We start from the raw sequence: 24,038 nt of genomic DNA, 5'->3' as shown, positions 1-24,038 counted from the left end.
AAGGCGCTCGTGCCGCGGCTGCCCATGATGCCGTCGAGCACGCTGGTGTCTCGGCTGCTGAGGAGGCTGCTCAGCGAGCTGCTGGCGTCGACCATGTCGACCAGCCCCAGCGAACCGAACGCCGCCTCGTTCCGCCGGTTCCACTCGGTCAGGCTCGACTTCGCCGTGGCAGCGATGCCGTCCAAGGCGCTCGTGCCGCGGCTGCCCATGATGCCGTCGAGCACGCTGGTGTCTCGGCTGCTGAGGAGGCTGCTCAGCGAACTGCTGACGTCGACGGACTCGCGCACCAGGTCGGCCAGCGCGCTCGCGCGCCGTCCAGCCAAGGCGATCCTCTCCGCCGTAGCGGCGATGCCGCCCAGGGCGCCGGACGAACTGCTGGCGTCGACCAGGTCGACAAGCGCCGGCGAGCGTTCCGCGGTGGTGGCGACGTCGATGATCTGGCTGATAGCTGACGTGGCCCCAGGGGAGCGGTCTAACGCCCCTCCGTCTTCGAGACGATGCTCCTCGGGCACGAAGTCGCCACCTCCTGCTGGTCAAACGTGTGTTCGACGCTTGAAGAGTACGCCTGCCTGCCCGGCAATGGCGGCTCGACACTCGGGGCGTGACCAACGTGGGCCGACGTGACGCACGGTTCCGTCTAACCAGACGACGGGCACGCCGCCTCGTGGCCTTGTTGCACGTATGTTGCACGAGAGGCCGGTTCCCTGTCGGAAACCGGCCTCTGACCTGCATGTTCTCTGGTGGGCGATACTGGGTTTGAACCAGTGACCTCTTCCGTGTCAAGGAAGCGCGCTACCGCTGCGCCAATCGCCCGGGTCTTGAGTTGTGACTGCGAGGTGGGTACGGGATTTGAACCCGTGTAGACGGATTTGCAGTCCGTTGCCTCGCCTCTCGGCCAACCCACCGTGGAGGTTCCGAAATGAACGGGGGAGACCTTCCGAGCGGACAACGAGACTCGAACTCGCGACCTCAACCTTGGCAAGGTTGCGCTCTACCAACTGAGCTATGTCCGCCTGCATCCCTGGCCGTTTCACCGGCCCTGAGTGCGAGTGGAACAGTAGCCCATGGGCCGCAGGGCGACAAAACCGACCCCCTCCGCCGAGTGTCCGGACCCGGGGTCCGGAGCCCTAGAGTGACGCCCATGCGCGCGTGGATCGACGGTGACCTGTTGGCCGACCCGACCCAGGGGGCGATCGCGGTCACCGACCACGGGTTCACCGTCGGCGACGGGGTGTTCGAGGCGGTGAAGACGCTCGACGGCACGCCGTTCGCGCTGACCCGGCACCTCGCGCGGCTCGAGCGCAGCGCCGCCGGCCTCGGGCTGCCGGCGCCCGACCTCGACGACGTACGTCGCGGGGTGGCGGCGGTCCTCGACGGTGCGGAGGCCGACCCGCTCGGGCGGCTGCGCATCACGTGGACGGCGGGTCCGCACCCGATGGGGTCGGGCCGCGGCGGGGGACCGGCCACGCTCGTGGTCGCCTACAGCTCGATCCCTCAGCCCGCACCGGAGACGACGGTCGTGACCGTGCCGTGGACCCGCAACGAGAACGGCGCGACCGCGGGGCTGAAGACGACGTCGTACGCCGAGAACGTCATCGCGCTGGCCCACGCGCAGCGCCACGGCGGCACCGAGGCCGTCTTCGCCAACACCGCCGGCGACCTCTGCGAGGGCACCGGGACCAACGTGTTCTACGTCCTGGACGGCGAGCTGCGCACCCCGACCCTCGCCGCCGGCTGCCTGGCGGGCATCACCCGCGAGCTGGTCGTCGAGTGGTGCGGAGTGCGCGAGGTCGACGCGCCGCTGGACGAGGTCCGATCGCGGGCGAGCGAGGCGTTCCTCGTCTCCACCACGCGCGACGTCCAGGCCATCGCCCGCTGGGACGACCGCGAGCTGCCGGCGCCGGGGCCGATGACCCGGCGGTGTGCGGAGACGTGGTCCGCCCGCGAGGCTGAGACGATGGAGCCGTGAGCACCTCCGACACCGCCCTCGACCCGGCGATCGCCGCACGACTGCGCCACACGGCGGAGGGCCTGGTCCCCGTCGTGGTGCAGCAGCAGGCCTCCGGCGAGGTGCTGATGCTCGCGTGGGTCGACGACGAGGCGCTCGCCCGCACGATCGACACCGGCCGGGCGACCTACTGGTCGCGCTCGCGCCGCGAGTACTGGGTCAAGGGCGACACCTCCGGGCACGTCCAGTGGGTCAAGGAGATCCGCCTCGACTGCGACGGCGACACGCTCCTCTTCGTGGTCGACCAGGTCGGCGCCGCCTGCCACACCGGCGACCACACCTGCTTCGACGCCGACCTCGTGCACCGATTCGATGACTGAGCAGCCCGAGCAGCCCGAGCAGCCCGAGCAGACCGAACGGCGAGCGGCCGCGCGCCGCACCTTCGGGCCCGTCGTCCTCCTCGGCGTCGCCTCGGCCGCGCTGGCGGCCTGGGCGGCGAGCAAGCCGTGGGTGGACGGCACGGGTGCCGAGTCGGCGCCCGGCGTCGCGACGCTGGACCCGGGCGAGGTCGCGTCCTCGCCGCTCGGCACGGCGCTGGCCTTCGTCGTCCTCGCGTGCTGGGGGGTGCTGCTGGTCACCCGCGGACGGTTCCGGCAGGCCATCGCGGCGCTGGGGGTGCTGGCCGCGCTCGGCTACGCCGCCACCGTCGTGTGGGCGCCGTTCACGCTGCCCGACCACCTCGTCGAGCAGGTACGCCGCCGCACGGGCGCGACGCTGGACGACACCGCGCTGACCGCCTGGTTCTGGCTGGCGTGCCTCGCCGGGCTCGTCGTCCTCGCGTCGGCCGTCCTGGCGCGCCGGCTGGTGCGCACCTGGCCCGAGATGGGCACGCGGTACGACGCACCGACCGGCGCGTCGACGTCCGGCGACGGGGGCGCGACGGGCCGTCCCACCGACAACATCGACATCTGGAAGGCCCTCGACGAGGGTCGCGATCCCACCGACTGAGGCACCGCCTAGACTCTCTCCCGCAACGCGCTCGACCCGGTTGGACTGACGAAGGAGCTCCCACGATGGCTGCAGGCCACGGCAACACCCCCGCTGCATGGATCGCCGTAGGGGTCGCCATGCTCGGCTTCGTCGTGGGCAGCATCGCCCTGCTGCAGCAGCCGGCGCAGATGACGCTCTTCTGGATCGGCGTGGCCATCGCGCTCATCGCGTTCCCGCTGTTCCTCGTGCTGTCCAGGCTCGGCCTCAACGCCTCCGACCACTGATCCCGCACCCCACCGCCCGGGTCGTCCGTCCAGTGGGCACCGGCCCGGTGGCGGCTGGGCCCGGGTGAGAGGCTGACGGCATGCCAGCGACCGCTTCCGTGCTCGACGAGATCATCGCGGGAGCCCGCGACGACCTCGCGCGCCGCGAGGCCGCGCTCCCGCTCCGGGAGCTGCGTGCCCGCCTCGCCGACGCCCCTGCCCCGCGCGACCCGATGCCGAGCTTCCGGGCCGCCGGGTCGAGCGTGATCGCCGAGGTCAAGCGCCGTAGCCCCAGCAAGGGCGCGCTCGCCGACATCCCCGACCCCGCGTTGCTGGCCCGTGCCTACGCCCGCGGCGGGGCCGCGGCCATCTCCGTGCTCACCGAGGAGCGTCGCTTCGGCGGCAGCCTGGCCGACCTCCGTGCCGTGCGCGCGGCCGTCGACACCCCGATCCTGCGCAAGGACTTCATCGTCGAGTCCTACCAGCTCGTCGAGGCCCGCGCGGCCGGTGCCGACCTCGCGCTGCTGATCGTCGCCGCGCTGGACGACGACGACCTGCGACGGCTCCACGCCGAGGCCACCGAGCTCGGCCTGTGCGTGCTGGTCGAGGTGCACGACGAGGACGAGGCGGCCCGCGCCGTCGACCTCGGCGCCGAGCTCATCGGCGTCAACAGCCGCAACCTCAAGACCCTCGACGTCGACCCGGACGTCTTCGGCCGTCTCGTCCCGCAGATCCCCGCCGACCGGGTCAAGGTCGCCGAGAGCGGCATCACCGGGCTCGCCGACGTCGAGCGCTTCGTCTCCGAGGGTGCGGGCGTGGTGCTGGTCGGCGAGGCGCTGGTCCGAGACGGCGACCCCGAGGCAGCCGTACGCACGATGACAGGAGTGGGCGCACCGTGAGCGTGCAAGCAAGTGGGCAGGCCAGTGGCCAGGCCAGTGGCCAGGCGAGTGGACGCAGCAGGTTCGAGGCCGACGAGCGCGGCTACTTCGGCGAGACGTGGGGCGGACGCTTCATGCCCGAGGCCCTCGTCGCCGCGCTGGACGAGCTCACCGACGCCTGGCAGGACGCCATGGCCGACGCGAGCTTCGTCGGCGACTTCGAGCGGGTGCTGCGCGACTACGCCGGCACGCCCAGCCGGCTCTACCACGCCGAGCGGCTCTCCGACCTCGTCGGAGCGCGGGTGCTGCTCAAGCGTGAGGACCTCAACCACACGGGTGCGCACAAGATCCGCAACGTGCTCGGCCAGGCGCTGCTCACGCGGCGGATGGGCAAGACACGGGTGATCGCGGAGACCGGCGCCGGCCAGCACGGCGTCGCCAGCGCGACCGCGGCCGCCCTCTTCGACCTCGACTGCACCGTCTACATGGGCGCCGTCGACACCCGCCGCCAGGCGCTCAACGTCGCCCGCATGCAGCTCCTCGGCGCCACCGTGGTGCCGGTCGAGTCGGGCAGCGCGACGCTCAAGGACGCGATCAACGAGGCGCTGCGCGACTGGGTCGCCAGCGTCGACCACACCGCCTACCTCTTTGGCACCGCTGCCGGCCCGCACCCGTTCCCGAGCATGGTCCGCGACTTCTGCCGCGGCATCGGCGACGAGGCCCGCGCCCAGTGCCTCGAGCAGTACGGCGTCCTGCCGGACGCCGTCGCGGCGTGCGTCGGCGGCGGCTCCAACGCCATCGGCCTGTTCACCGCGTTCCTCGAGGACGAGGGCGTGGAGATCCACGGCTTCGAGCCCGGCGGCGACGGCGTCGAGACCGGTCGCCACGCGGCGACGATCCACGCCGGCGAGGCGGGCGTGCTCCACGGGGCCCGCACCTACGTCCTGCAGGACGAGGACGGCCAGACCGTGGAGTCCCACTCCATCTCGGCCGGGCTCGACTATCCCGGCGTCGGCCCGCAGCACTCGTGGCTGGCCGCGGCCGGGCGGGCGTCGTACACGCCGGTCACCGACGCCGAGGCGATGGACGCCATGGCGCTGCTGAGCCGCACCGAGGGGATCATCCCGGCCATCGAGTCGGCGCACGCCATCGCGGGCGCGCTCGAGGTGGCCAAGCGGCTCGGCCAGGAGAAGGGCCCCGACGCGACGGTCATCATCAACCTCAGCGGACGCGGCGACAAGGACATGGGCACGGCCATCGAGTGGTTCGGGCTCGGCGACGCCGACCTCGGGCCCGACGCCGACCTGGAGCAGGCGTCCGAGGAGGCCGTGCAGTGACGTCGACCAGCACCGCGTTCGAGCGCGCGCGGGACGAGCAGCGCGCCGCGCTGATCGGCTACCTGCCGGCGGGCTACCCGAGCGTCGACGGCTCCATCGAGGCGATGCGGGTCATGGTCGAGGCCGGCTGCGACGCGATCGAGATCGGCCTGCCCTACAGCGACCCCGTCATGGACGGCCCCACGATCCAGGCAGCGGCCCAGGCGGCCCTCGACGGCGGCGTGCGCACCTCCGACGTGATGCGCGTCGTCGAGGCGGTCGCCGCGACCGGCGTGCCCACCCTCGTGATGACCTACTGGAACCCGGTCGAGCGCTACGGCGTGGAGCGCTTCGCCGCCGACCTCGCCGCCGCCGGCGGCGCCGGTCTGATCACCCCCGACATCACCCCCGACCACGGCTCGCAGTGGATCGCCGCAGCCGACGAGCACGGGCTCGACAAGGTGTTCCTCGTGGCCCCCAGCTCGACCGACGAGCGCATCGCCATGACCGCCGCCGAGAGCCGCGGCTTCGTCTACGCCGCCGCCGTCATGGGCGTCACCGGGGCGCGCGACGCGACCTCCGACCTCGCCGGACCGCTCGTGGCCCGGGTCCGCGCGGCCGGCGACGTGCCCGTCGCGGTCGGCATCGGCGTCAGCAACGGCGACCAGGCCGCCGACGTCGCCCGCTACGCCGACGGTGTCATCGTGGGCTCGGCGTTCGTCCGCTGCCTGCTCGACCACCCCGACGACCCCGCTGCCGGGCTCGAGGCCCTGCGCAAGCTGACCGCCGACCTCGCGGAGGGCGTACGACGTGCGCGCTAGGACCCTGCTCGCCCTGCCCGTCCTGCTCCTCGCCACCGCCTGCGGTGGCGGCGCCGGCGCCGACGCCGGCCCCGCCGAGCTGACCGGCACGGTGCTCGACCCGCCGTTCGAGGTCTCCTCGACGCCGCTCGTCGACACCGACGGCGAGGCCTTCAGCCTGACCGAGGACACCGACAAGGACCTCGCGCTGGTGTTCTTCGGCTACACCGCGTGCCCCGACATCTGCGGGCAGGTGATGGCCACCCTCGCGGGCACCCTCGCCCGCCTCGACGACGAGCAGAAGGAGCGCCTCGACGTCGTCTTCGTGACCACCGACCCGGCGCGCGACGACGAGGACGTGACCGAGGCCTACGTCAGCGCGTTCGACCCCAGCATCATCGGCCTCACCGGCGACCTCGACGACATCGTCGAGGTGGGCCGGAGCCTCGCCGTGGGCATCGAGAAGGGCGAGAAGCTCCCGAGCGGCGGCTACGACGTCACCCACGGCACCCGCGTCTACGCCGTGGACGCCGACGACGAGGCGCCCCTCATGTGGGACCACGACGTCTCGCAGGCCCAGCTGGCCGGTGACGTCACGATGTTGCTCGACGGAGGATGATGCTCCCCATGCTGACCGTCCCCGCCCTCGTCGGGTCCCCGCTGGTGACCCTGATGTCCATCCCGAGCCCGTCCGACGGCGTGTGGAACCTCGGTCCCGTGCCGATCCGCGGCTACGCCCTGAGCATCATCCTCGGCATCGTGCTCGCCATCTGGATCGGCGAGCGACGCTGGGTGGCGCGCGGCGGGCGGCCCGGCGAGGTCAGCGATCTCGCCATCTGGGCGGTCCCGTTCGGCCTGGTCGGCGGCCGGCTCTACCACGTGCTCACCGACTGGGAGCTCTACTTCGGGGAGGGCCGCAACCCCGTCACGGCGCTGTACGTGTGGCGCGGCGGCCTCGGCGTCTGGGGCGCCATCGCCCTCGGGGCCGTCGGCGTGTTGATCGGCGCACGCCTGCGGGGGATCAAGGTGCTGCCGCTGCTCGACGCCATGGCGCCCGGCGTCCTGGTCGCCCAGGCGGTCGGACGGTGGGGCAACTGGTTCAACCAGGAGCTCTACGGCGGTCCCACCAACCTGCCCTGGGGGCTCGAGATCGACCTCGCGCACCGGCCGAGCCAGTACCTCGACCAGGCGACCTACCACCCCGCGTTCCTCTACGAGTGCCTGTGGAACCTCGCCGCGTTCGCGCTGCTCGTGTGGGCCGACCGGCGCTTCCGGCTCGGGCACGGCCGCGTGGTCGCGCTCTACGTCATGCTCTACACGCTCGGCCGCGGCTGGATCGAGAACCTGCGCATCGACGACGTGCAGATGGACGACGTGCTCGGCCTGCGCCTCAACGTGTGGACCTCGATCGTGCTCTTCGTCCTCGCCGCGGCCTGGTTCGTCTGGTCGGCCAGGCGCCACCCGGGCCGGGAGGAGTCCGTCCGCACGCGTGAGCCGGACGACGCCGGGCACGAGGAGTCCGACCGTGACGCCGGCCTCGATGACACCGGCCGTGATGGCACCGGCCGTGTCGACGCCGGGCACCAGGCGGGGGAGCCGGCGGACGGCACCCGCGACGAGCGGCCCACCGGTCCCACGGCCTGACACGGCGCGCGCCGGCGCGCCACGCCGGTGGTAGGTTTTCTCTGCTCGGGCCAACGTCGTCCCCAGCGGTAACTTCCACCCCCTCGCCTGCCGTGGGTCACCGCAGCACCTGGTCCGCGGCGAGCGGAGACGACGACGGGAGAATGCCCCTATGCACGCATTCCCGCCGAGCCAGGGTCTCTACGACCCTCGCCACGAGAAGGACGCCTGCGGCGTCGCCATGGTCGCGACGCTCACTGGTGAGCCGAGCCACGACATCGTGGTCAAGGCCCTCACCGCCCTGCGCAACCTCGACCACCGCGGAGCCGCGGGCGCCGAGGTCAACTCCGGCGACGGCGCCGGGATCCTGCTCCAGGTGCCCGATGCGTTCCTCCGCGACGTGGTCGACTTCGAGCTCCCGCCCGCGAGGGCGTACGCCGTCGGCACCGCGTTCCTGCCCGGTGACGACGAGGCGGTGGCCAGCACCCGCAAGCGGATCGAGGAGATCGCCGACGAGGAGGGTCTCGCGCTCCTCGGCTGGCGCGAGGTCCCGGTCGACGACTCGACGCTCGGCGCCACGGCGCGCAGCGTGATGCCGCGCTTCGCCCAGCTGTTCGTCGCCGGCCGCGGCGCCCGGGTGAGCGGCATGGCGCTGGAGCGCCTGGCGTTCTGCCTGCGCAAGCGCGCCGAGTCCGAGACCGACGTCTACTTCCCGTCGCTCTCCTCGCGCACCCTCGCCTACAAGGGGATGCTCACCACCGACCAGCTCGACCGGGTCTTCCCCGACCTGACCGACGAGCGCGTCGCCTCGGCGATGGCGGTGGTGCACTCCCGCTTCTCCACCAACACCTTCCCGAGCTGGCCGCTGGCCCACCCGTTCCGGTTCATCGCCCACAACGGCGAGATCAACACCGTGATGGGCAACCGCAACTGGATGCGGGCGCGCGAGGCCCTGCTCGAGAGCGACCTGATCCCCGGCGACCTCGAGCGGCTGTTCCCGATCTGCACCCCCGGGGCGTCGGACTCCGCGTCGTTCGACGAGGTGCTCGAGCTGCTGCACCTCGCGGGCCGCTCGCTGCCGCACGCCGTGCTGATGATGATCCCCGAGGCCTGGGAGAACCACCGCGAGATGGACGCCCGGCGCCGGGCGTTCTACGAGTTCCACTCGATGCTCATGGAGCCGTGGGACGGGCCGGCGTGCGTCGTGTTCACCGACGGCACCCAGATCGGCGCGGTCCTCGACCGCAACGGCCTGCGCCCGTCGCGCTACTGGGTGACCGACGACGGCCTGGTCGTGCTGGCCTCCGAGGTCGGCGTGCTCGACCTCGACCCCGCCACGGTCGTCCGCAAGGGCCGGCTCCAGCCGGGCCGGATGTTCCTCGTCGACACCGAGGAGCACCGGATCATCGAGGACGAGGAGATCAAGGGCCAGCTCGCCGCCGAGCAGCCCTACGACGAGTGGCTGCACGCGGGCCAGATCCACCTCGACGACATCGACGACCTCGAGCACATCGTGCACACCCACGCCTCGGTCACCCGGCGCCAGCAGATCTTCGGCTACACCGAGGAGGAGCTGCGCATCCTGCTGACCCCGATGGCCAACACCGGCGGCGAGGCGCTGGGCTCGATGGGCACCGACACGCCCATCGCGGCGCTGAGCGACAAGCCGCGCCTGCTCTTCGACTACTTCTCCCAGCTCTTCGCCCAGGTGACCAACCCGCCGCTCGACGCGATCCGCGAGGAGCTCGTCACCTCGCTGAGCGGCTCCATCGGCCCCGAGGCCAACCTGCTCGAGCCGAGCCCGGCGTCGTGCCGCCAGATCGTGCTGCCGTTCCCGGTGTTCTCCAACGACGACCTGGCCAAGATCCGCCACATCAACCGCAACGGCGACATGCCGGGCTTCCAGGTGCACGTGGTGCGCGGCCTCTACCCCGTCGAGGGCGGGGGAGCGGCGCTGGAGGCGAGGCTCGACGAGCTCTGCGCCGAGGTGTCGGCCGCGATCGCCGACGGGGCGCGCATCATCGTGCTCTCCGACCGCCACGCCACCGCCGAGCTGGCGCCGATCCCGTCGCTGCTGCTCACCGGCGCCGTCCACCACCACCTGGTCCGCGAGAAGACCCGCACCCAGGTGGGGCTGCTCGTGGAGGCCGGCGACGTCCGCGAGGTGCACCACGTGGCCCTCCTCGTCGGCTACGGGGCGGCCGCGGTCAACCCCTACCTGGCCATGGAGTCGGTCGAGGACCTCGCCCGCGAGGCCTACTACGTCAAGGTCGACCCGGAGAAGGCGGTCGCCAACCTGATCAAGGCCCTCGGCAAGGGCGTGCTCAAGGTGATGTCCAAGATGGGCGTCTCCACCGTCGCCTCCTACACCGGGGCGAAGATCTTCGAGTCCATCGGCCTGTCGCAGGCCGTCATCGACCGCTACTTCACCGGCACGACGTCCAAGCTCGGCGGCATCGAGCTCGACACCATCGCCGAGGAGGTGGCGCGCCGGCACGCGACGGCGTACCCGCGCGGCGGCATCTCCCCGGCGCACCGCGAGCTCGCGACCGGCGGGGAGTACCAGTGGCGCCGCGACGGCGAGCCGCACCTGTTCGACCCCGAGACGGTCTTCCGGCTGCAGCACTCCACCCGCACCGGCAGCTACGACATCTTCAAGCAGTACACCGACCGGGTGAACCAGCAGTCGGAGCGGCTGATGACGCTGCGCGGGCTGTTCACCTTCAAGGACGGCGTGCGCGAGCCGATCGACATCGACGAGGTCGAGCCCGTCTCGGAGATCGTCAAGCGCTTCTCGACCGGCGCGATGTCCTACGGCTCGATCAGCCAGGAGGCGCACGAGACCCTCGCCATCGCGATGAACCGGCTGGGCGGCAAGTCCAACACCGGTGAGGGCGGCGAGGACCCCGACCGGCTCCACGACCCGGAGCGCCGCTCGGCGATCAAGCAGGTCGCCTCGGGCCGCTTCGGCGTCACGTCGGAGTACCTGACCAACGCCGACGACATCCAGATCAAGATGGCCCAGGGCGCCAAGCCCGGCGAGGGCGGCCAGCTGCCCGGTCACAAGGTCTACCCGTGGGTGGCCAAGACCCGGCACTCCACCCCGGGCGTCGGCCTGATCAGCCCGCCGCCGCACCACGACATCTACTCCATCGAGGACCTGGCGCAGCTGATCCACGACCTCAAGAACGCCAACCCGTCGGCGCGCATCCACGTCAAGCTGGTCTCCGAGGTGGGCATCGGCACGGTCGCGGCGGGGGTCTCGAAGGCCCACGCCGACGTGGTCCTCGTCTCCGGCCACGACGGTGGCACCGGCGCCTCGCCGCTGACCTCCCTCAAGCACGCGGGCGGTCCCTGGGAGCTCGGCCTCGCCGAGACCCAGCAGACGCTGCTGCTCAACGGCCTGCGCGACCGGATCGTGGTGCAGGCCGACGGCCAGCTCAAGACCGGGCGCGACGTCGTCGTTGCGGCGCTGCTCGGCGCGGAGGAGTACGGCTTCGCCACCGCCCCGCTGGTCGTCAGCGGCTGCATCATGATGCGGGTCTGCCACCTCGACACCTGCCCGGTGGGCGTCGCGACGCAGAACCCGGTGCTGCGCGAGCGCTACAGCGGCAAGGCCGAGTACGTCGTCAACTTCTTCGAGTTCATCGCCCAGGAGGTGCGCGAGCTGCTCGCCGAGCTCGGCTTCCGCAGCCTCGACGAGGCGATCGGCCAGGTCGGGTCGCTCGACGTGGTCGAGGCGGTCGAGCACTGGAAGGCCTCCGGGCTCGACCTCAGGCCGATCCTCCACCAGGCCTCCGCCCACGGCGAGTTCGGCCAGTTCGAGCACCAGGACCTGCGCAACACCAGGACGCAGGACCACGGCCTCGACAAGGCGCTCGACAACGAGCTCATCGCCATCGCCGCGCCGGCGCTGGAGCACGGTGAGCCGGTGCGCGCGCAGGTGAGGATCCGCAACGTCAACCGCACCGTCGGCACGATGCTCGGGCACGAGGTCACCAAGCGCCACCGCGGCGCCGGCCTGCCCGACGGCACCATCGACATCACCCTGACCGGCTCGGCCGGGCAGTCGTTCGGCGCGTTCGTGCCCCGGGGGATCACCCTGCGGCTCGAGGGCGACGCCAACGACTACGTCGGCAAGGGGCTCTCGGGTGGCCGCCTGATCGTGCGGCCCGACCGGGCCGCGACGTTCGAGGCGGCCGAGCAGATCATCGCCGGCAACACGATCGGCTACGGCGCCACGTCGGGCCAGATCTTCCTCAGCGGTCGCGTGGGCGAGCGGTTCTGCGTGCGCAACTCCGGCGCCGCCGCCGTCGTCGAGGGGGTGGGCGACCACGGCTGCGAGTACATGACCGGCGGTGTCGTCGTCGTCCTCGGTCCCACGGGGCGCAACTTCGCCGCCGGCATGTCGGGCGGCTACGCGTTCGTGCTCGACCTCGACGAGGGGCGCGTCAACCCCGAGCTGGTCGAGCTGTCGCCCGTCACCGGCAAGGCCGCCGACGAGCTCAAGGCGCTCGTCGAGCAGCACGCCGAGGAGACCGGCTCGGCCGTCGCCGCCGCGCTGCTGGCCGACTGGGACGCCTCGCTGGCCCGCTTCACCGAGGTGATGCCCAGCGACTTCAAGCGCGTGCTCGAGGCCCGCGAGGAGGCCCTCGAAGAGGGCCTCGACGAGGACGAGGCGGCCGCGCGCATCATGGAGGTCCTCCATGGCTGACCAGGCGACCCGGCACCCCGCCCGACGCACCGCACCCACCGCCCGCCCGCACGCGAAGAAGGTGAACCAGCATGGCTGACCCCAAGGGCTTCCTGAAGTACGGCCGCGAGGTCGCCTCGCGGCGCGAGGTCGCCGAGCGCGTCCACGACTGGGACGAGGTCTACCCCGACGGCGTCGGGCGTGCGCTGCTGCCGATCATCAACACCCAGGCCGCGCGCTGCATGGACTGCGGCATCCCGTTCTGCCACCAGGGCTGCCCGCTGGGCAACATCATCCCGGAGTGGAACGACCTGGTCTGGCGCGACGACTGGGACGGCGCGATGGACCGGCTCCACGCGACCAACAACTTCCCCGAGTTCACCGGGCGGCTGTGCCCGGCGCCCTGCGAGACCGCGTGCGTCCTCGGCATCAACCAGGACCCGGTGACGATCAAGAACGTCGAGGTCTCGATCATCGACCGCGCCTGGGGCTCGGGCTACGTCCGTCCCCAGCCGCCGGAGTGGCTCTCGGGCAAGACCGTCGCCGTGATCGGCTCCGGTCCCGCCGGGCTGGCCGCCGCCCAGCAGCTCACCCGCGCCGGCCACACGGTCGCCGTCTACGAGCGGGCCGACAAGATCGGCGGCCTGCTGCGCTACGGCATCCCCGAGTTCAAGATGGAGAAGAAGCACCTCGACCGGCGCCTCGACCAGATGCGCCGCGAGGGCACGGTCTTCCGGCCCGGGGTCGACGTCGGCGGCGACCTCACCGGCGACAAGCTGCTCGAGCGCTACGACGCGGTCGTGCTCGCGATGGGCGCCACCGCTGCGCGCGACCTGCCCGTCCCGGGACGTGAGCTCGGTGGCATCCACCAGGCCATGGAGTTCCTGCCGCAGGCCAACCGGGTCGCGCTCGGGGAGGACCCGACCGCCGACGGCTCCGACCAGATCGTGGCCACCGGCAAGGACGTCGTCATCATCGGCGGCGGCGACACCGGCGCCGACTGCCTCGGCACCTCGATCCGCCAGGGCGCCCGGTCGATCACCCAGCTCGAGATCATGCCGCAGCCCGGCGAGGACCGGCCGACGGGCCAGCCGTGGCCGACCTACCCGATGACCTTCCGCGTCTCCTCGGCCCACGAGGAGGGCGGCGAGCGTGTCTACGCCGTGTCGACGCAGGAGTTCGTCGGCGACGAGGACGGCCACGTGGCCGCCCTGCGCCTGGTCGAGGTCGACGCGTCGTTCCAGCCCGTCGAGGGCACCGAGCGGGAGATCCCGGCGCAGCTGGTGCTGCTGGCCATGGGCTTCACCGGTCCCGAGCGCGCCCGTCCCGAGGGGCCGGGCCTGATCGACCAGCTCGGGGTCGACCTCGACGAGCGGGGCAACGTCCGGCGCGACGCGTCGTACGCCGCCTCCGTGCCGGGCGTCTACGTCGCCGGCGACGTGGGCCGCGGCCAGTCGCTCATCGTGTGGGCCATCGCGGAGGGCCGCAGCGCGGCCGCCGCGGTGGACGCCTACCTCACCGGCTCGACGACGCTGCCCGCCCCGATCAAGCCGCACGAGCGCCCGCTCGTCGTCTGAGCCGGGGGTCGGGTGCCGGGCCCGCGCGCGCTGCGACGGGCTCGGCCCTCGAGGCGTCGTCGCGGGGGAGCGAAACGTCCGTCAGGTGGCGCGGAGGGGTTTGGAACGATCCAACCTCCGATAGGGTGAGGTACGTGCGTAGAGCAAAGATCGTCTGCACCCTCGGCCCCGCGGTGAACACCCCCGAGGGGATCCGATCACTCGTCGAGGCCGGCATGGACGTCGCCAGGCTCAACATGAGCCACGGCGCGTACGCCGACCACGAGGCCGTCTACCGGCTGGTGCGGCAGGCCTCCGACGACACCGGCCACGCGATCGGCATCTTCGCCGACCTGCAGGGGCCCAAGATCCGCCTCGAGACGTTCGCCGACGGCCCGGTCAAGCTCAAGCGCGGCGCCACCTTCACCATCACCACCCGTGACGTGGCGGGCACCGCGGAGATCTGCGGCACGACCTACAAGGGGCTGCCGGGCGACGTGAAGACGGGCGATCCCCTGCTCATCGACGACGGCAAGGTGCGGCTCAGGGTCATGTCCGTCGACGACACCGACGTCGTCACCGAGGTCGTCGTGCCGGGCAAGGTGTCCAACAACAAGGGCATCAACCTGCCCGGCGTCGCGGTGTCGGTGCCGGCCCTGTCGGAGAAGGACACCCAGGACCTGCGATGGGCCCTCAATCTCGGCGTGGACTTCGTGGCGCTCAGCTTCGTGCGCCACGCCGGGGACGCCGAGGACGTGCGCGCGGTGATGCGCGAGGAGAACATCCACGTCCCCGTGATCGCCAAGATCGAGAAGCCCCAGGCCCTCGACAACATCGACGAGATCGTCGACGCCTTCGACGGCATCATGGTCGCGCGCGGCGACCTCGGCGTGGAGTGCCCGCTCGAGGACGTGCCCATCCACCAGAAGCTCATCATCGACAAGGCCAGGCGCAACGCCAAGCCCGTCATCGTCGCCACCCAGATGCTGGAGTCGATGATCACCTCGCCGGCGCCGACGCGCGCCGAGGCCAGCGACGTGGCCAACGCCGTCCTCGACGGTGCCGACGCCGTCATGCTGTCCGGTGAGACCAGCGTGGGGGAGTACCCGATCGTCGCCGTGCGCACGATGGCGCGCATCGTGGAGTCCACCGAGGACCACGGTCTCAGCCACATGGCCGCAGTCACCTGGCAGCCGCACACCCGCGGGGGCATCATCGCCAAGGCGGCCGCCGAGGTCGCCGAGGCCGTCCAGGCGAAGTACTGCGTGGCGTTCACGACCAGCGGCGACTCGGCCAAGCGGCTCTCGCGCTACCGCGGGCCGATCCCGATCCTCGCCTTCACCCCCCGGGCCCGCACGCGCTCGCAGCTCGCCCTCACCTGGGGCGTCGAGACCTTCCAGGGCGCCGAGGTCGAGCACACCGACGAGATGGTGCGCCAGGTCGATGAGTCGCTCCTCGCCATCGGTCGGGTCAAGGAGGGCGACCTCGTGGTGATCATCGCGGGCGCCCCGCCCGGCATCCCCGGCTCGACCAACGCGCTGCGCATCCACCGGATGGGCGACGCCATCCACGGGGTGGCCCCGGCCTACCGCCGCCCCGGCTGATCAGCGCTTGAGCCCGACCAGGTCATCGAGCCGGGCGACCGCCTCGCGGCGCGAGACCGACACGACCCGCGGCGCCGACCGGCGCCACGCGACGCCGGCCAGGTCGAGGGCCCACGTGCACAGCCCGATGATGTCGTCGGAGGCGTTGACGAACTGCCACCGCGGGTAGTCGTGGCGGCGCGTCACGCCGTCGACGGTGCGCGTGGCGCGGTTGACCACCCGGCACCCGTCGGAGTGGAAGAGCCCGCGCAGGAAGTGGTGCGGGTGCGCCGCCACCACCTCCTCCTGCCACGCCTCGAGCACGATGGGTCGCTCGTGCTTGCGGCCCGGGCCGTGCTGGGGGAGCAGGCACGGCCAGTGCTTCCACGACACCGTGGTGATGACGGCGCCATCCTTGCGGCGGGTGTGTGGCTTGCCGCCGGGCTTCACTGTCGACATCAGCTCGAGGAGACGTGCGTTGTCCTCGGTGTAGCGCTCGTCGTTGAAGACGTGCAGATTGAACACCCCCCGTCGCCCGAGGGTCACGTGCCCGTCGCCGAGGTACCACCCCAGGAGCTCGGCATACTCGGGGTCGGCGAGCGGGACGCCGTCGCAGCGTGGGCACGGGGGTGCGAGGTGGCCCTGGCCCCGGGGCTGCCCGCGGCGGCGGTAGAGCCGGCGCCACCTGCGGATGGTCTTGACCGCGACGCCGTGGAGGGCGGCGTTGTCGGCGTCGCGCATGCCCCTGTCCGAGCAGGCGAGCGCCGAGTCGACAAGGGACTGCGGACGGACGTGGGCCACGTCCAGAGCGTGCCCGAACCCACCGACAGCGTGCCGGGTGTGGGAGTCGAACCCACACGCCCTTGCGGGCAGTGGTGTTTGAGACCACCGCGTCTGCCATTCCGCCAACCCGGCTGGGTGCGGACACCGTAGCGGAACTAGCCTTGGCGTCGTGACGCAGCCCGACACCGGACGACCCGACACCAGCACCGACGCGGACGACGTACGCCGGGTCGTGATCGCCGAGGACGAGGCGCTGATCCGGATGGACCTCGCCGAGATGCTCGCCGAGGAGGGCTACGACGTCGTCGGGCAGGCCGGTGACGGCCAGCGCGCCGTGGAGCTGGCCCGCGAGCTGCGTCCCGACCTGGTGATCCTCGACGTCAAGATGCCGGTCCTCGACGGCATCGCGGCCGCCGAGCTGATCGCGGGGGAGCGGATCGCCCCGGTGGTCATCCTCACCGCCTTCGCCCAGCGCGACCTGGTCGCCCGCGCGCGCGACGCGGGGGCCATGGCCTACCTCGTCAAGCCGTTCCAGCGCGGCGACCTCGTGCCCGCGATCGAGATGGCGGTGAGCCGCTACGCCGAGATCGCCGTGCTCGAGCGCGAGGTCTCCGACCTCCAGGAGTCGCTCGCCACCCGCAAGTCGGTCGACCGCGCCAAGGGCGTGCTGCAGGCGCAGCTCGGGCTCAGCGAGCCCGACGCGTTCCGCTGGATCCAGAAGACCGCCATGGACCTGCGGCTGTCGATGAGGCAGGTGGCCGACGGGGTCGTGGAGCACGGGGTGGCGGGGCTGGCCGACGACGGCGGCACGCCCGCGGGCCCCGCCTGACCCGACAGTTCGTCAAGCGTTCCTCAAGAGGGTCGAGGGACGCCGCGCTCACGCTCGCCCGCGGCACGGACCGCTTGGTCACGAAACGGCAACGGCCCGCAACTCGGCGGCTGCAATCGTGTCCCGGGCCACACCCCGAGTGTTAGGTTCCCGCCACGAGACTGCCGAGGTGGGCAGTCCACCGAGAACTACGGAGGGGTCCATGATCCGCTCATCCAAGTCCTGGCAGGCAGTCGCGGTAGCGGCAGTCGCCGGTTTGGTACTGACCGCGTGCGGCACGACCGAGGACGACAGCGAGAGCGCCGGCGGCGGCAGCGGTGGCGGCAGCGGCAGCAGCGAGGCCGCCTGCGACCTGAAGCTGGCGTTCTTCGGCCCGGAGACGGGCCCCGCGGCCGGTCTCGGCAAGCCGATCATCCAGGGTGCCGAGCTCGCCGTCGACCAGTACAACGACGAGGCCGAGTGCGAGGTCGAGCTGGTCAACTACGACTCGCAGGGCTCGCCCGACGAGGCCCCGTCCCTGGCCACCGAGGTCGCCGGCGACGAGTCGATCATCGGAGTCGTCGGTCCCGCCTTCTCCGGCGAGTCCGCGGCCGCCGGCCCGATCTTCGCCGAGGCCGGCGTCCCGACCATCAGCCCGTCGGCCACCAACCCGGCGCTGTCCGAGAACGGGTGGGACACCTTCCACCGCGCCCTCGGCAACGACGCCACCCAGGGTCCGGCCGCCGCGGCCTACATCAAGGACACCCTCAAGGCCAAGAAGACCTACATCATCGACGACGCGTCGGAGTACGGCGCCGGCCTGGCCGGCATCGTCGAGAAGGACCTCGGCGCCGACGCCGTGGCCGGCACCGACACCGTGCAGGCCGGTGACACCGACTTCTCGGCCACCGTCAGCAAGGTCGTCGACTCCGGCGCCGACGCCGTCTTCTTCGGTGGCTACTACGCCGAGGCGACCATCCTCATCGGCCAGCTCCGCGACGGCGGCTTCGACGGCACGTTCGTCGTGGCGGACGGCGTGAAGGACCCGGCGTTCCTCGACGCCGGTAGCGCTGCCGAGGGCACCATCATCACCTGCCCCTGCATCCCCGACACCGACCCGGCCGTGGCCGACTTCGCCTCCGCCTACGAGGACGAGTTCGGTGAGGCCCCCGGCACGTACGCCGCCGAGGCCTACGACGCCGCGTCGATCTTCCTCGACGGCATCAAGGACGGCGTCAGCGACCGCGAGGCGATGCTCGAGTTCGTCAACAACTACGACGAGGCCGGCATCACCAAGCAGCTGAAGTTCGACGAGACCGGCGAGCCCGCGGACGTCCACGTCTACGCCTACACGGTCGACGGCGGCGAGATCGTCCCCGAGGGCGAGATCAAGTGATCGACGGCTAGATCGTCACGCACGACAGGCGCGGCCGGGGACGACGTCCCCGGCCGCGCCGATGTCCACGATCCGACTCGGCGATACTCCGGCCAGGAGGCCTTGCGTGAACTTCGAGTTCTTCTTCAACAACCTGCCCGGGCTCACCGTGTCCGGGCTCGCGTTCGGCGCGATCTACGCGCTGATCGCCCTGGGCTACACGATGGTCTACGGCGTGCTGCAGCTGATCAACTTCGCGCACTCCGAGGTGTTCATGTACGGCACCTTCGCCATGCTGTGGACCGTCATGGCGCTGGGTGGGGCCGACGCGAGCGGTATGCAGCTCGTGCTGATCCTCCTGGCCTCCCTGGTGGCGGCGATGTTGATGTCCGCCGCCATCGCGCTGATCCTCGAACGGGTGGCCTACCGCCCGCTGATCAAGCGCAACGCCCCCCGCCTCATCGCGCTCATCTCGGCCATCGGAGCCAGCTTCGTGCTCGCCGAGCTGATGGGCCTGCGCGACCGGGTCGCCGGCTGGTTCGGGCTCGACGACGACCTCTCGGCGTACGTCGGCAAGGCCCGCATCAACAACAGCATCGCCGACGTCATCGAGGCGCCCCGCTGGGAGATCGGGGGCGTGAACGTGTCGAGCATCGACATCCTGGTGATCTGCGGCGCCGTCGGGATGATGGTCGTCGTGGACCAGTTCGTCCGCCGCTCCAAGCTGGGCAAGGGCATCCGGGCCACGGCCCAGGACGCCGAGACGGCCTCGATGATGGGCGTCAACCCGACGCGCACCATCCAGATGACGTTCCTCATCGGCGGCCTGATGGCCGGCGTGGCGGCGTTCCTCTACATGCTCAAGATCGAGACGACGAAGTTCGACATGGGCTTCCTGCTCGGCGTCAAGGCGTTCACCGCCGCCGTCCTCGGTGGCATCGGCAACCTGCGCGGCGCCCTGCTGGGCGGGCTGGTGCTGGGCGTGGCCGAGAACTGGGGCGCTGCGCTCCTCGGCACGGAGTGGCGCCACGTCGTCGCCTTCGTCCTGCTGGTGGTCATCCTCCTCTTCCGGCCCACGGGCCTGTTGGGTGAGTCGCTCGGAAAGGCCCGCGCATGAGCAAGCTCAAGGACTCCCTGTCGCGGATGCCCAAGCCGGTCAAGATCGTGCTCTGGGTCCTCCTCGTCATCCTCGCCTACGCGCTCCCACTCCTGGAGCCCCCGTTCATCACCACTCCCGGCGTCGACTTCGGCGGAGTGCTCTTCGTCGTCACGATGTACATGCTGGTCGCGCTCGGGCTCAACATCGTCGTCGGCTACGCCGGACTGCTCGACCTCGGCTACGTCGGGTTCTACGCGATCGGCGCCTACACCGCGGCCATCCTGACGTCGTTCCACGCCAACTGGCCCCTGCTCCTGGCCATCCCGGTCGCCGTCGTGGCCACCACCATCTCCGGCGTCCTGCTGGGCGCGCCGACGCTGCGCGTGCGCGGCGACTACCTCGCCATCGTGACCCTCGGCTTCGGCGAGATCATCCGCCTCGTCGCGGTCAACACCGAGTGGCTGGGCGAGGCGAAGGGCATCAGCAACATCGCCCGTCCGCCGAGCCTGGGTGGCACCGAGGGCCTGTTCGAGGTCCCGCACCTCTACTGGGGCGACGGCACCGTGCTGCTCGACACCCAGGACACCACCAAGTTCCTGGTGTTCGGCGTGCTCGACCAGATCCCGTACTACTGGATGGGACTGACGGTGGTCATCGTCGTCCTGTTCGCCGACTACCTGATCAAGAACAGCCGCGTCGGCCGCGCCTGGGAGGCCACCCGCGAGGACGAGGACGCCGCCGAGCTGATGGGCGTGCCGACCTTCCGTTTCAAGCTGCTGGCCTTCGCCACCGGCGCGTTCATCGGGGGCCTGGCCGGTTCGCTCTACGCCAGTCGACAGAGCTTCATCAACCCCGCTTCGTTCCTGCTGCTCTTCTCGATCCTCTTCCTGGCGGCCGTCGTGGTCGGTGGGCAGGGCAACAGGTGGGGTGTCCTGGTCGGAGCCGCGCTGGTGGCCTACCTGCCCCAGCGCTTCCGCGAGTTCGACGACTTCCGCGTGCTGGTCTTCGGCCTGGCGCTGGTCCTGCTCGCGGTGCTGCGGCCCGAGGGCCTGTTCCCGCCGAAGCGCACCGTCCGAGCCAAGCAGCTTGAGCACGAGCTCGAGGGGCTCGAAGAAGGCACCGAGGGAGAGGAGAAGGCACGTGTCTGACGCACGCATCCTCGAAGTGGACCACCTGACGCTCACGTTCGGCGGCCTCACGGCGCTGGACGACGTGAGCTTCGACATCAAGGAGGGCGAGATCCTCGGCCTCATCGGCCCCAACGGCGCCGGCAAGACCACCTGCTTCAACGCCATCACCGGCGTCTACAAGCCCACCTCCGGGACGATCCGGTTCCAGGGCGAGTCGCTGGCGGGCAAGAAGCGCTTCCAGACCACCCAGGCGGGGATCGCCCGGACGTTCCAGAACATCCGGCTCTTCCCGGCCATGACCGCGCTGGAGAACGTGCTCGTGGGTGCGGACGCCCAGCACACCACGGGCATCGTCAGCGCTCTCTTCCGGCTGCCCAAGCACCGCCGCGAGGAGGCGGCCGGCCACGACCGGGCGATGGATCTGCTGCGGTTCATGGGACTGGCCCGGCAGGCCGACGAGCTGGCCGCCAACCTGTCCTACGGCGACCAGCGCCGCCTGGAGATCGCCCGCGCCATGGCGACCCAGCCCAAGCTGATCTGCCTCGACGAGCCGGCGGCGGGCTTCAACCCGCAGGAGAAGCGCACCCTGATGGACCTGATCCGCAAGGTGCGCGACCGGGGCTTCACCGTGCTGCTCATCGAGCACGACATGCGCCTGGTCATGGGCGTGACCGACCGGATCGTCGTGCTCGAGTTCGGCAAGAAGATCGCCGAGGGCACCCCGGCGGAGATCCGCGACAACCCTGCGGTCATCGCCGCCTACCTCGGAGTGGAGGAAGAAGATGCTTCTTGAGGTGGAAGGCCTGTGTGTCAACTACGGGCACATCGAGGCCATCCGTGACATCAGCTTCAGCGTGCCCGAGGGCAGCGTCACCACGCTGATCGGCGCCAACGGCGCCGGGAAGACGACGACGCTGAAGACCCTCTCCGGCATCCGCAAGGTGCGTGCCGGGTCGGTCAAGTTCGACGGCAAGGACATCACCCACGACGCGCCCTACGACCGCGTCAAGCTGGGCATCAGCCAGTCCCCGGAGGGACGCCGGTGCTTCGTGGGCATGACCGTGCGCGAGAACCTCGAGATGGGCGCCTTCGTGCGCAACGACCGCAAGAGCAAGGCCTACCAGGACGACGTCGACCGGGTGCTCGGGCTGTTCCCCCGCCTGGCCGAGCGGATCAACCAGTCCGCCGGCACGATGTCGGGCGGCGAGCAGCAGATGCTCGCGATCGGGCGCGCCCTCATGGCGCGGCCGCGGCTGCTGCTTCTCGACGAGCCGTCGATGGGCCTGGCGCCCAAGCTCATCGCCCAGATCTTCTCGATCATCAAGGAGATCAACGCCCAGGGCACCACGGTGCTGCTCGTCGAGCAGAACGCCGCCCAGGCGCTCAAGGCGGCCGACGACGCCCACATCCTCGAGACGGGCGAGATCGTCCGCTCCGGCAAGGGCAAGGACCTCGCCGGCGACGACGCCGTCAAGGCCGCCTACCTCGGTGGAGACATCTGAGTCACCCCGCACGTACGACACAGGGCCCAGCCGGATCGGCTGGGCCCTGTGTCTGTGTCGTACGGGGTGACTCAGATGTCTCCACCGAGCGGGAGGAGGCGCCGGAGGAGCGTCAGAGGACCTTCGACAAGAAGGCCTGGGTCCGCTCGTGCTGCGGGTTGGCGAGCACCTCGCGGGGGTCGCCCTCCTCCACGATGACGCCGTCGTCCATGAAGACCAGCTTGTCGCCGACCTCGCGGGCGAACCCCATCTCGTGGGTCACGACCATCATCGTCATGCCCTCGGAGGCGAGCGTCTTCATCACCTCGAGCACGTCGCCGACCAGCTCGGGGTCGAGCGCCGAGGTGGGCTCGTCGAAGAGCATCATGTCGGGGTCCATCGACAGCGCCCGGGCGATGGCCACTCGCTGCTGCTGCCCGCCCGAGAGGTGGGCGGGATAGACGTTCTCGCGACCGCTGAGCCCGACCTTGTCGAGGTTGGTGCGGGCGACCTCGATCGCCTCCTTCTTGGAACGACCCTTCACCTTCTGCTGCGCGACGGTGAGGTTGCGCAGCACGTTCATGTGCGGGAAGAGGTTGAACTGCTGGAACACCATCCCGATGCGCGAGCGCATGGCGTCGAGGTCGGTCTCCGGGTCGGTGATGTCGATGCCCTCGACGAAGATCTGGCCGCTGTTGGGCTCCTCGAGCCGGTTGACGCAGCGCAGCAGCGTCGACTTGCCCGAGCCCGAGGGCCCGATCACGCAGACCACCTCGCCGTCGTCGACGTGGAAGTCGATGCCCTTGAGCACCTCGTTGGACCCGAACGACTTGTGCAGGTCGCGGATCTGGATGGCGGGAGCCGCCTGGACGCTCTCGGTCATGGTCACCGGGCCTTCTGCTGCTTGCGCTCGAGCCACGTCACGAGTCGGGTGAGCGGCAGGGTGATCAGGAGGTAGAGCACCGCCGCCTGGATCAGGCTGGTGGACGTCCCGGCGGTGGGGCTCGAGGCCATGAAGTCGCGCGCCATGGTGGTGAGCTCGCGCTGGTCGGCGGCGAAGCCGATGACGAAGAGCAGCGCGGTGTCCTTGATGAGCAGGACGAACTCATTGGTCAGCGGCGGGATCACGATCCTGAACGCCTGCGGCAGCACTACGGTGAGCGTCGTGCGCCCGGCGCTCATGCCGAGCGAGCGGGCGGCCTCGGTCTGGCCCTTGGGCACGGCCTGGATGCCGGCCCGGATGGTCTCGGCCATGTAGGCGCCGGCGATCAGGATCAGGCCCACGACGCCGGCGCCGATGGTGCCGCCGGGCGGGGTCCAGCCGTTGAACGCGATCGGGATGCCGAAGGCCATCAGCAGGATGACGAGGAGTGCGGGCAGCCCGCGGAAGAACTCGACGTAGGCGGTGGCGATCCAGCGGTAGGCGGCGACGGGCGAGAGCCGCATGAGCGCCAGCACGACCGCCAGCACCAGGCCGACCGCGAAGGCGACCGCGGTGTAGATCAGGGTGTTCTTGACGCCGACCGTGATCAGGTCGGGCCAGGTGCCCCAGTCGCCCTTGAACGGGTTGCCGATGCCGGCGGGGGCGAAGAAGTTGGCGCGGATCGTGGCCCAGTCGGCGCTGAGCGCGACCAGGACCACCACCCCCAGCAGGACGATGTAGAGCACCGCCCTGCTGAGGGCGCGGCGCGTCGAGCGCTTCAGAGCCACGT

Annotated in this window: 22 protein-coding genes and 4 tRNA genes; 18 read left to right on the top strand and 8 right to left on the bottom strand. The window is 71.0% G+C overall.

The annotated features are described in order from the left end of the window. From AC4H2S_RS11305 to AC4H2S_RS11290, 4 genes are all read right to left on the bottom strand, one after another. On the bottom strand, positions 1-512 hold a 512-nt coding region (locus AC4H2S_RS11305; RefSeq protein WP_491497069.1), incomplete at its 3' end, for a hypothetical protein. 226 nt (positions 513-738) lie between these two features. Then, positions 739-813: transfer RNA gene (locus AC4H2S_RS11300), tRNA-Val, on the bottom strand. Positions 814-834: 21 nt separating this feature from the next. After that, positions 835-905 (bottom strand) — tRNA-Cys (locus AC4H2S_RS11295). 35 nt (positions 906-940) lie between these two features. Continuing rightward, positions 941-1,013: transfer RNA gene (locus tag AC4H2S_RS11290), tRNA-Gly, on the bottom strand. A gap of 128 nt (positions 1,014-1,141) precedes the next feature. Between AC4H2S_RS11290 and AC4H2S_RS11285 the strand changes: the two genes are divergently transcribed. From AC4H2S_RS11285 to pyk, 12 genes are all read left to right on the top strand, one after another. Further along, on the top strand, positions 1,142-1,969 hold the full coding sequence (locus tag AC4H2S_RS11285) for an aminotransferase class IV (RefSeq protein WP_491497068.1): 828 nt from the start codon (positions 1,142-1,144) through the stop codon (positions 1,967-1,969). Continuing rightward, positions 1,966-2,328 (top strand): phosphoribosyl-AMP cyclohydrolase, encoded by a 363-nt coding sequence (gene hisI / locus AC4H2S_RS11280; protein ID WP_491497067.1) that lies wholly within the window; start codon positions 1,966-1,968, stop codon positions 2,326-2,328. Before AC4H2S_RS11285 ends, hisI begins: the two co-directional genes overlap by 4 nt. Further along, on the top strand, positions 2,321-2,956 hold the full coding sequence (locus tag AC4H2S_RS11275) for a Trp biosynthesis-associated membrane protein (protein WP_491497066.1): 636 nt from the start codon (positions 2,321-2,323) through the stop codon (positions 2,954-2,956). The genes hisI and AC4H2S_RS11275 overlap by 8 nt, the downstream gene beginning before the upstream one ends. Before the next feature lie 65 nt (positions 2,957-3,021). Further along, positions 3,022-3,222: an HGxxPAAW family protein gene (locus AC4H2S_RS11270; RefSeq protein WP_491497065.1), complete on the top strand. Its 201-nt coding sequence runs from the start codon at positions 3,022-3,024 to the stop codon at positions 3,220-3,222. Between the two features lie 80 nt (positions 3,223-3,302). Continuing rightward, a complete protein-coding gene (trpC, locus tag AC4H2S_RS11265) occupies positions 3,303-4,100 on the top strand; it encodes an indole-3-glycerol phosphate synthase TrpC (protein WP_491497064.1) in 798 nt (265 codons plus the stop codon). 2 nt (positions 4,101-4,102) lie between these two features. Next, positions 4,103-5,416: a tryptophan synthase subunit beta gene (gene trpB / locus AC4H2S_RS11260; protein WP_491497081.1), complete on the top strand. Its 1,314-nt coding sequence runs from the start codon at positions 4,103-4,105 to the stop codon at positions 5,414-5,416. Further along, positions 5,413-6,216: a tryptophan synthase subunit alpha gene (gene trpA / locus AC4H2S_RS11255; protein ID WP_491497063.1), complete on the top strand. Its 804-nt coding sequence runs from the start codon at positions 5,413-5,415 to the stop codon at positions 6,214-6,216. The genes trpB and trpA overlap by 4 nt, the downstream gene beginning before the upstream one ends. Further along, entirely contained in the window at positions 6,206-6,814 is a 609-nt protein-coding gene (locus AC4H2S_RS11250) for an SCO family protein (protein WP_491497062.1), read from the top strand. The genes trpA and AC4H2S_RS11250 overlap by 11 nt, the downstream gene beginning before the upstream one ends. Before the next feature lie 8 nt (positions 6,815-6,822). Further along, a complete protein-coding gene (gene lgt, locus AC4H2S_RS11245) occupies positions 6,823-7,839 on the top strand; it encodes a prolipoprotein diacylglyceryl transferase (protein ID WP_491497061.1) in 1,017 nt (338 codons plus the stop codon). A gap of 151 nt (positions 7,840-7,990) precedes the next feature. Beyond that, positions 7,991-12,532 carry a glutamate synthase large subunit gene (gltB, locus tag AC4H2S_RS11240; RefSeq protein WP_491497060.1) on the top strand — a complete coding sequence of 1,514 codons (4,542 nt, stop codon included), beginning with the start codon at positions 7,991-7,993 and terminating at the stop codon, positions 12,530-12,532. A gap of 71 nt (positions 12,533-12,603) precedes the next feature. Next, complete coding sequence (locus AC4H2S_RS11235) at positions 12,604-14,088, top strand: glutamate synthase subunit beta (protein ID WP_491497059.1); 1,485 nt, start codon at positions 12,604-12,606, stop codon at positions 14,086-14,088. Between the two features lie 134 nt (positions 14,089-14,222). Continuing rightward, positions 14,223-15,671: a pyruvate kinase gene (pyk, locus tag AC4H2S_RS11230; protein WP_491497058.1), complete on the top strand. Its 1,449-nt coding sequence runs from the start codon at positions 14,223-14,225 to the stop codon at positions 15,669-15,671. Here the strand turns inward: pyk and AC4H2S_RS11225 are convergent, their stop codons facing one another. Together AC4H2S_RS11225 and AC4H2S_RS11220 are read right to left on the bottom strand one after the other, a co-directional pair. Beyond that, positions 15,672-16,451: a transcriptional regulator gene (locus AC4H2S_RS11225; RefSeq protein ID WP_491497057.1), complete on the bottom strand. Its 780-nt coding sequence runs from the start codon at positions 16,449-16,451 to the stop codon at positions 15,672-15,674. A 31-nt stretch (positions 16,452-16,482) separates the two neighbouring features. Then, a tRNA-Leu gene (locus AC4H2S_RS11220) sits at positions 16,483-16,565 on the bottom strand. A gap of 37 nt (positions 16,566-16,602) precedes the next feature. On the opposite strand from AC4H2S_RS11220, the gene AC4H2S_RS11215 reads away from it, so the two are divergent. The 6 genes from AC4H2S_RS11215 to AC4H2S_RS11190 all read left to right on the top strand — a co-directional run bounded on the left by AC4H2S_RS11215 (position 16,603) and on the right by AC4H2S_RS11190 (position 22,347). Continuing rightward, positions 16,603-17,262 carry an ANTAR domain-containing response regulator gene (locus AC4H2S_RS11215; RefSeq protein WP_491497056.1) on the top strand — a complete coding sequence of 220 codons (660 nt, stop codon included), beginning with the start codon at positions 16,603-16,605 and terminating at the stop codon, positions 17,260-17,262. A 202-nt stretch (positions 17,263-17,464) separates the two neighbouring features. After that, positions 17,465-18,637: a branched-chain amino acid ABC transporter substrate-binding protein gene (locus AC4H2S_RS11210; RefSeq protein WP_491497055.1), complete on the top strand. Its 1,173-nt coding sequence runs from the start codon at positions 17,465-17,467 to the stop codon at positions 18,635-18,637. Between the two features lie 106 nt (positions 18,638-18,743). Next, on the top strand, positions 18,744-19,733 hold the full coding sequence (locus AC4H2S_RS11205) for a branched-chain amino acid ABC transporter permease (RefSeq protein ID WP_491497054.1): 990 nt from the start codon (positions 18,744-18,746) through the stop codon (positions 19,731-19,733). After that, positions 19,730-20,863, top strand: coding sequence for a branched-chain amino acid ABC transporter permease (locus tag AC4H2S_RS11200; protein ID WP_491497053.1), 1,134 nt, complete (start codon positions 19,730-19,732; stop codon positions 20,861-20,863). The genes AC4H2S_RS11205 and AC4H2S_RS11200 overlap by 4 nt, the downstream gene beginning before the upstream one ends. Continuing rightward, positions 20,856-21,638 carry an ABC transporter ATP-binding protein gene (locus AC4H2S_RS11195; protein ID WP_491497052.1) on the top strand — a complete coding sequence of 261 codons (783 nt, stop codon included), beginning with the start codon at positions 20,856-20,858 and terminating at the stop codon, positions 21,636-21,638. The genes AC4H2S_RS11200 and AC4H2S_RS11195 overlap by 8 nt, the downstream gene beginning before the upstream one ends. A 1-nt stretch (position 21,639) precedes the next feature. Beyond that, positions 21,640-22,347, top strand: coding sequence for an ABC transporter ATP-binding protein (locus AC4H2S_RS11190; protein ID WP_491497051.1), 708 nt, complete (start codon positions 21,640-21,642; stop codon positions 22,345-22,347). 112 nt (positions 22,348-22,459) lie between these two features. On the opposite strand, the gene AC4H2S_RS11185 is transcribed toward AC4H2S_RS11190, so the two are convergent. Together AC4H2S_RS11185 and AC4H2S_RS11180 are read right to left on the bottom strand one after the other, a co-directional pair. Then, positions 22,460-23,209, bottom strand: a complete 750-nt coding sequence (locus AC4H2S_RS11185; RefSeq protein ID WP_491497050.1) for an amino acid ABC transporter ATP-binding protein — start codon at positions 23,207-23,209, stop codon at positions 22,460-22,462. 2 nt (positions 23,210-23,211) lie between these two features. Further along, on the bottom strand, positions 23,212-24,036 hold the full coding sequence (locus AC4H2S_RS11180; protein WP_491497049.1) for an amino acid ABC transporter permease: 825 nt from the start codon (positions 24,034-24,036) through the stop codon (positions 23,212-23,214). Between the last annotated feature and the right edge of the window lie 2 nt (positions 24,037-24,038).

Source organism: Nocardioides sp. Z13_37, assembly GCF_058355585.1.
The sequence above is the reverse complement of the archived record's forward strand: the minus strand, read 5'-3'. Positions and strand labels throughout refer to the sequence as shown.

Bases quoted from the DNA above. Each gene is read 5' to 3' on its own strand.
- AC4H2S_RS11185 (WP_491497050.1), bottom strand. From the start codon at position 23,209: ATGACCGAGAGCGTCCAGGCGGCTCCCGCCATCCAGATCCGCGACCTG.
- AC4H2S_RS11270 (WP_491497065.1), top strand. From the start codon at position 3,022: ATGGCTGCAGGCCACGGCAACACCCCCGCTGCATGGATCGCCGTAGGG.
- AC4H2S_RS11200 (WP_491497053.1), top strand. From the start codon at position 19,730: ATGAGCAAGCTCAAGGACTCCCTGTCGCGGATGCCCAAGCCGGTCAAG.
- AC4H2S_RS11235 (WP_491497059.1), top strand. From the start codon at position 12,604: ATGGCTGACCCCAAGGGCTTCCTGAAGTACGGCCGCGAGGTCGCCTCG.
- AC4H2S_RS11285 (WP_491497068.1), top strand. From the start codon at position 1,142: ATGCGCGCGTGGATCGACGGTGACCTGTTGGCCGACCCGACCCAGGGG.
- lgt (WP_491497061.1), top strand. From the start codon at position 6,823: ATGCTGACCGTCCCCGCCCTCGTCGGGTCCCCGCTGGTGACCCTGATG.
- trpC (WP_491497064.1), top strand. From the start codon at position 3,303: ATGCCAGCGACCGCTTCCGTGCTCGACGAGATCATCGCGGGAGCCCGC.
- gltB (WP_491497060.1), top strand. From the start codon at position 7,991: ATGCACGCATTCCCGCCGAGCCAGGGTCTCTACGACCCTCGCCACGAG.
- AC4H2S_RS11210 (WP_491497055.1), top strand. From the start codon at position 17,465: ATGATCCGCTCATCCAAGTCCTGGCAGGCAGTCGCGGTAGCGGCAGTC.
- AC4H2S_RS11275 (WP_491497066.1), top strand. From the start codon at position 2,321: ATGACTGAGCAGCCCGAGCAGCCCGAGCAGCCCGAGCAGACCGAACGG.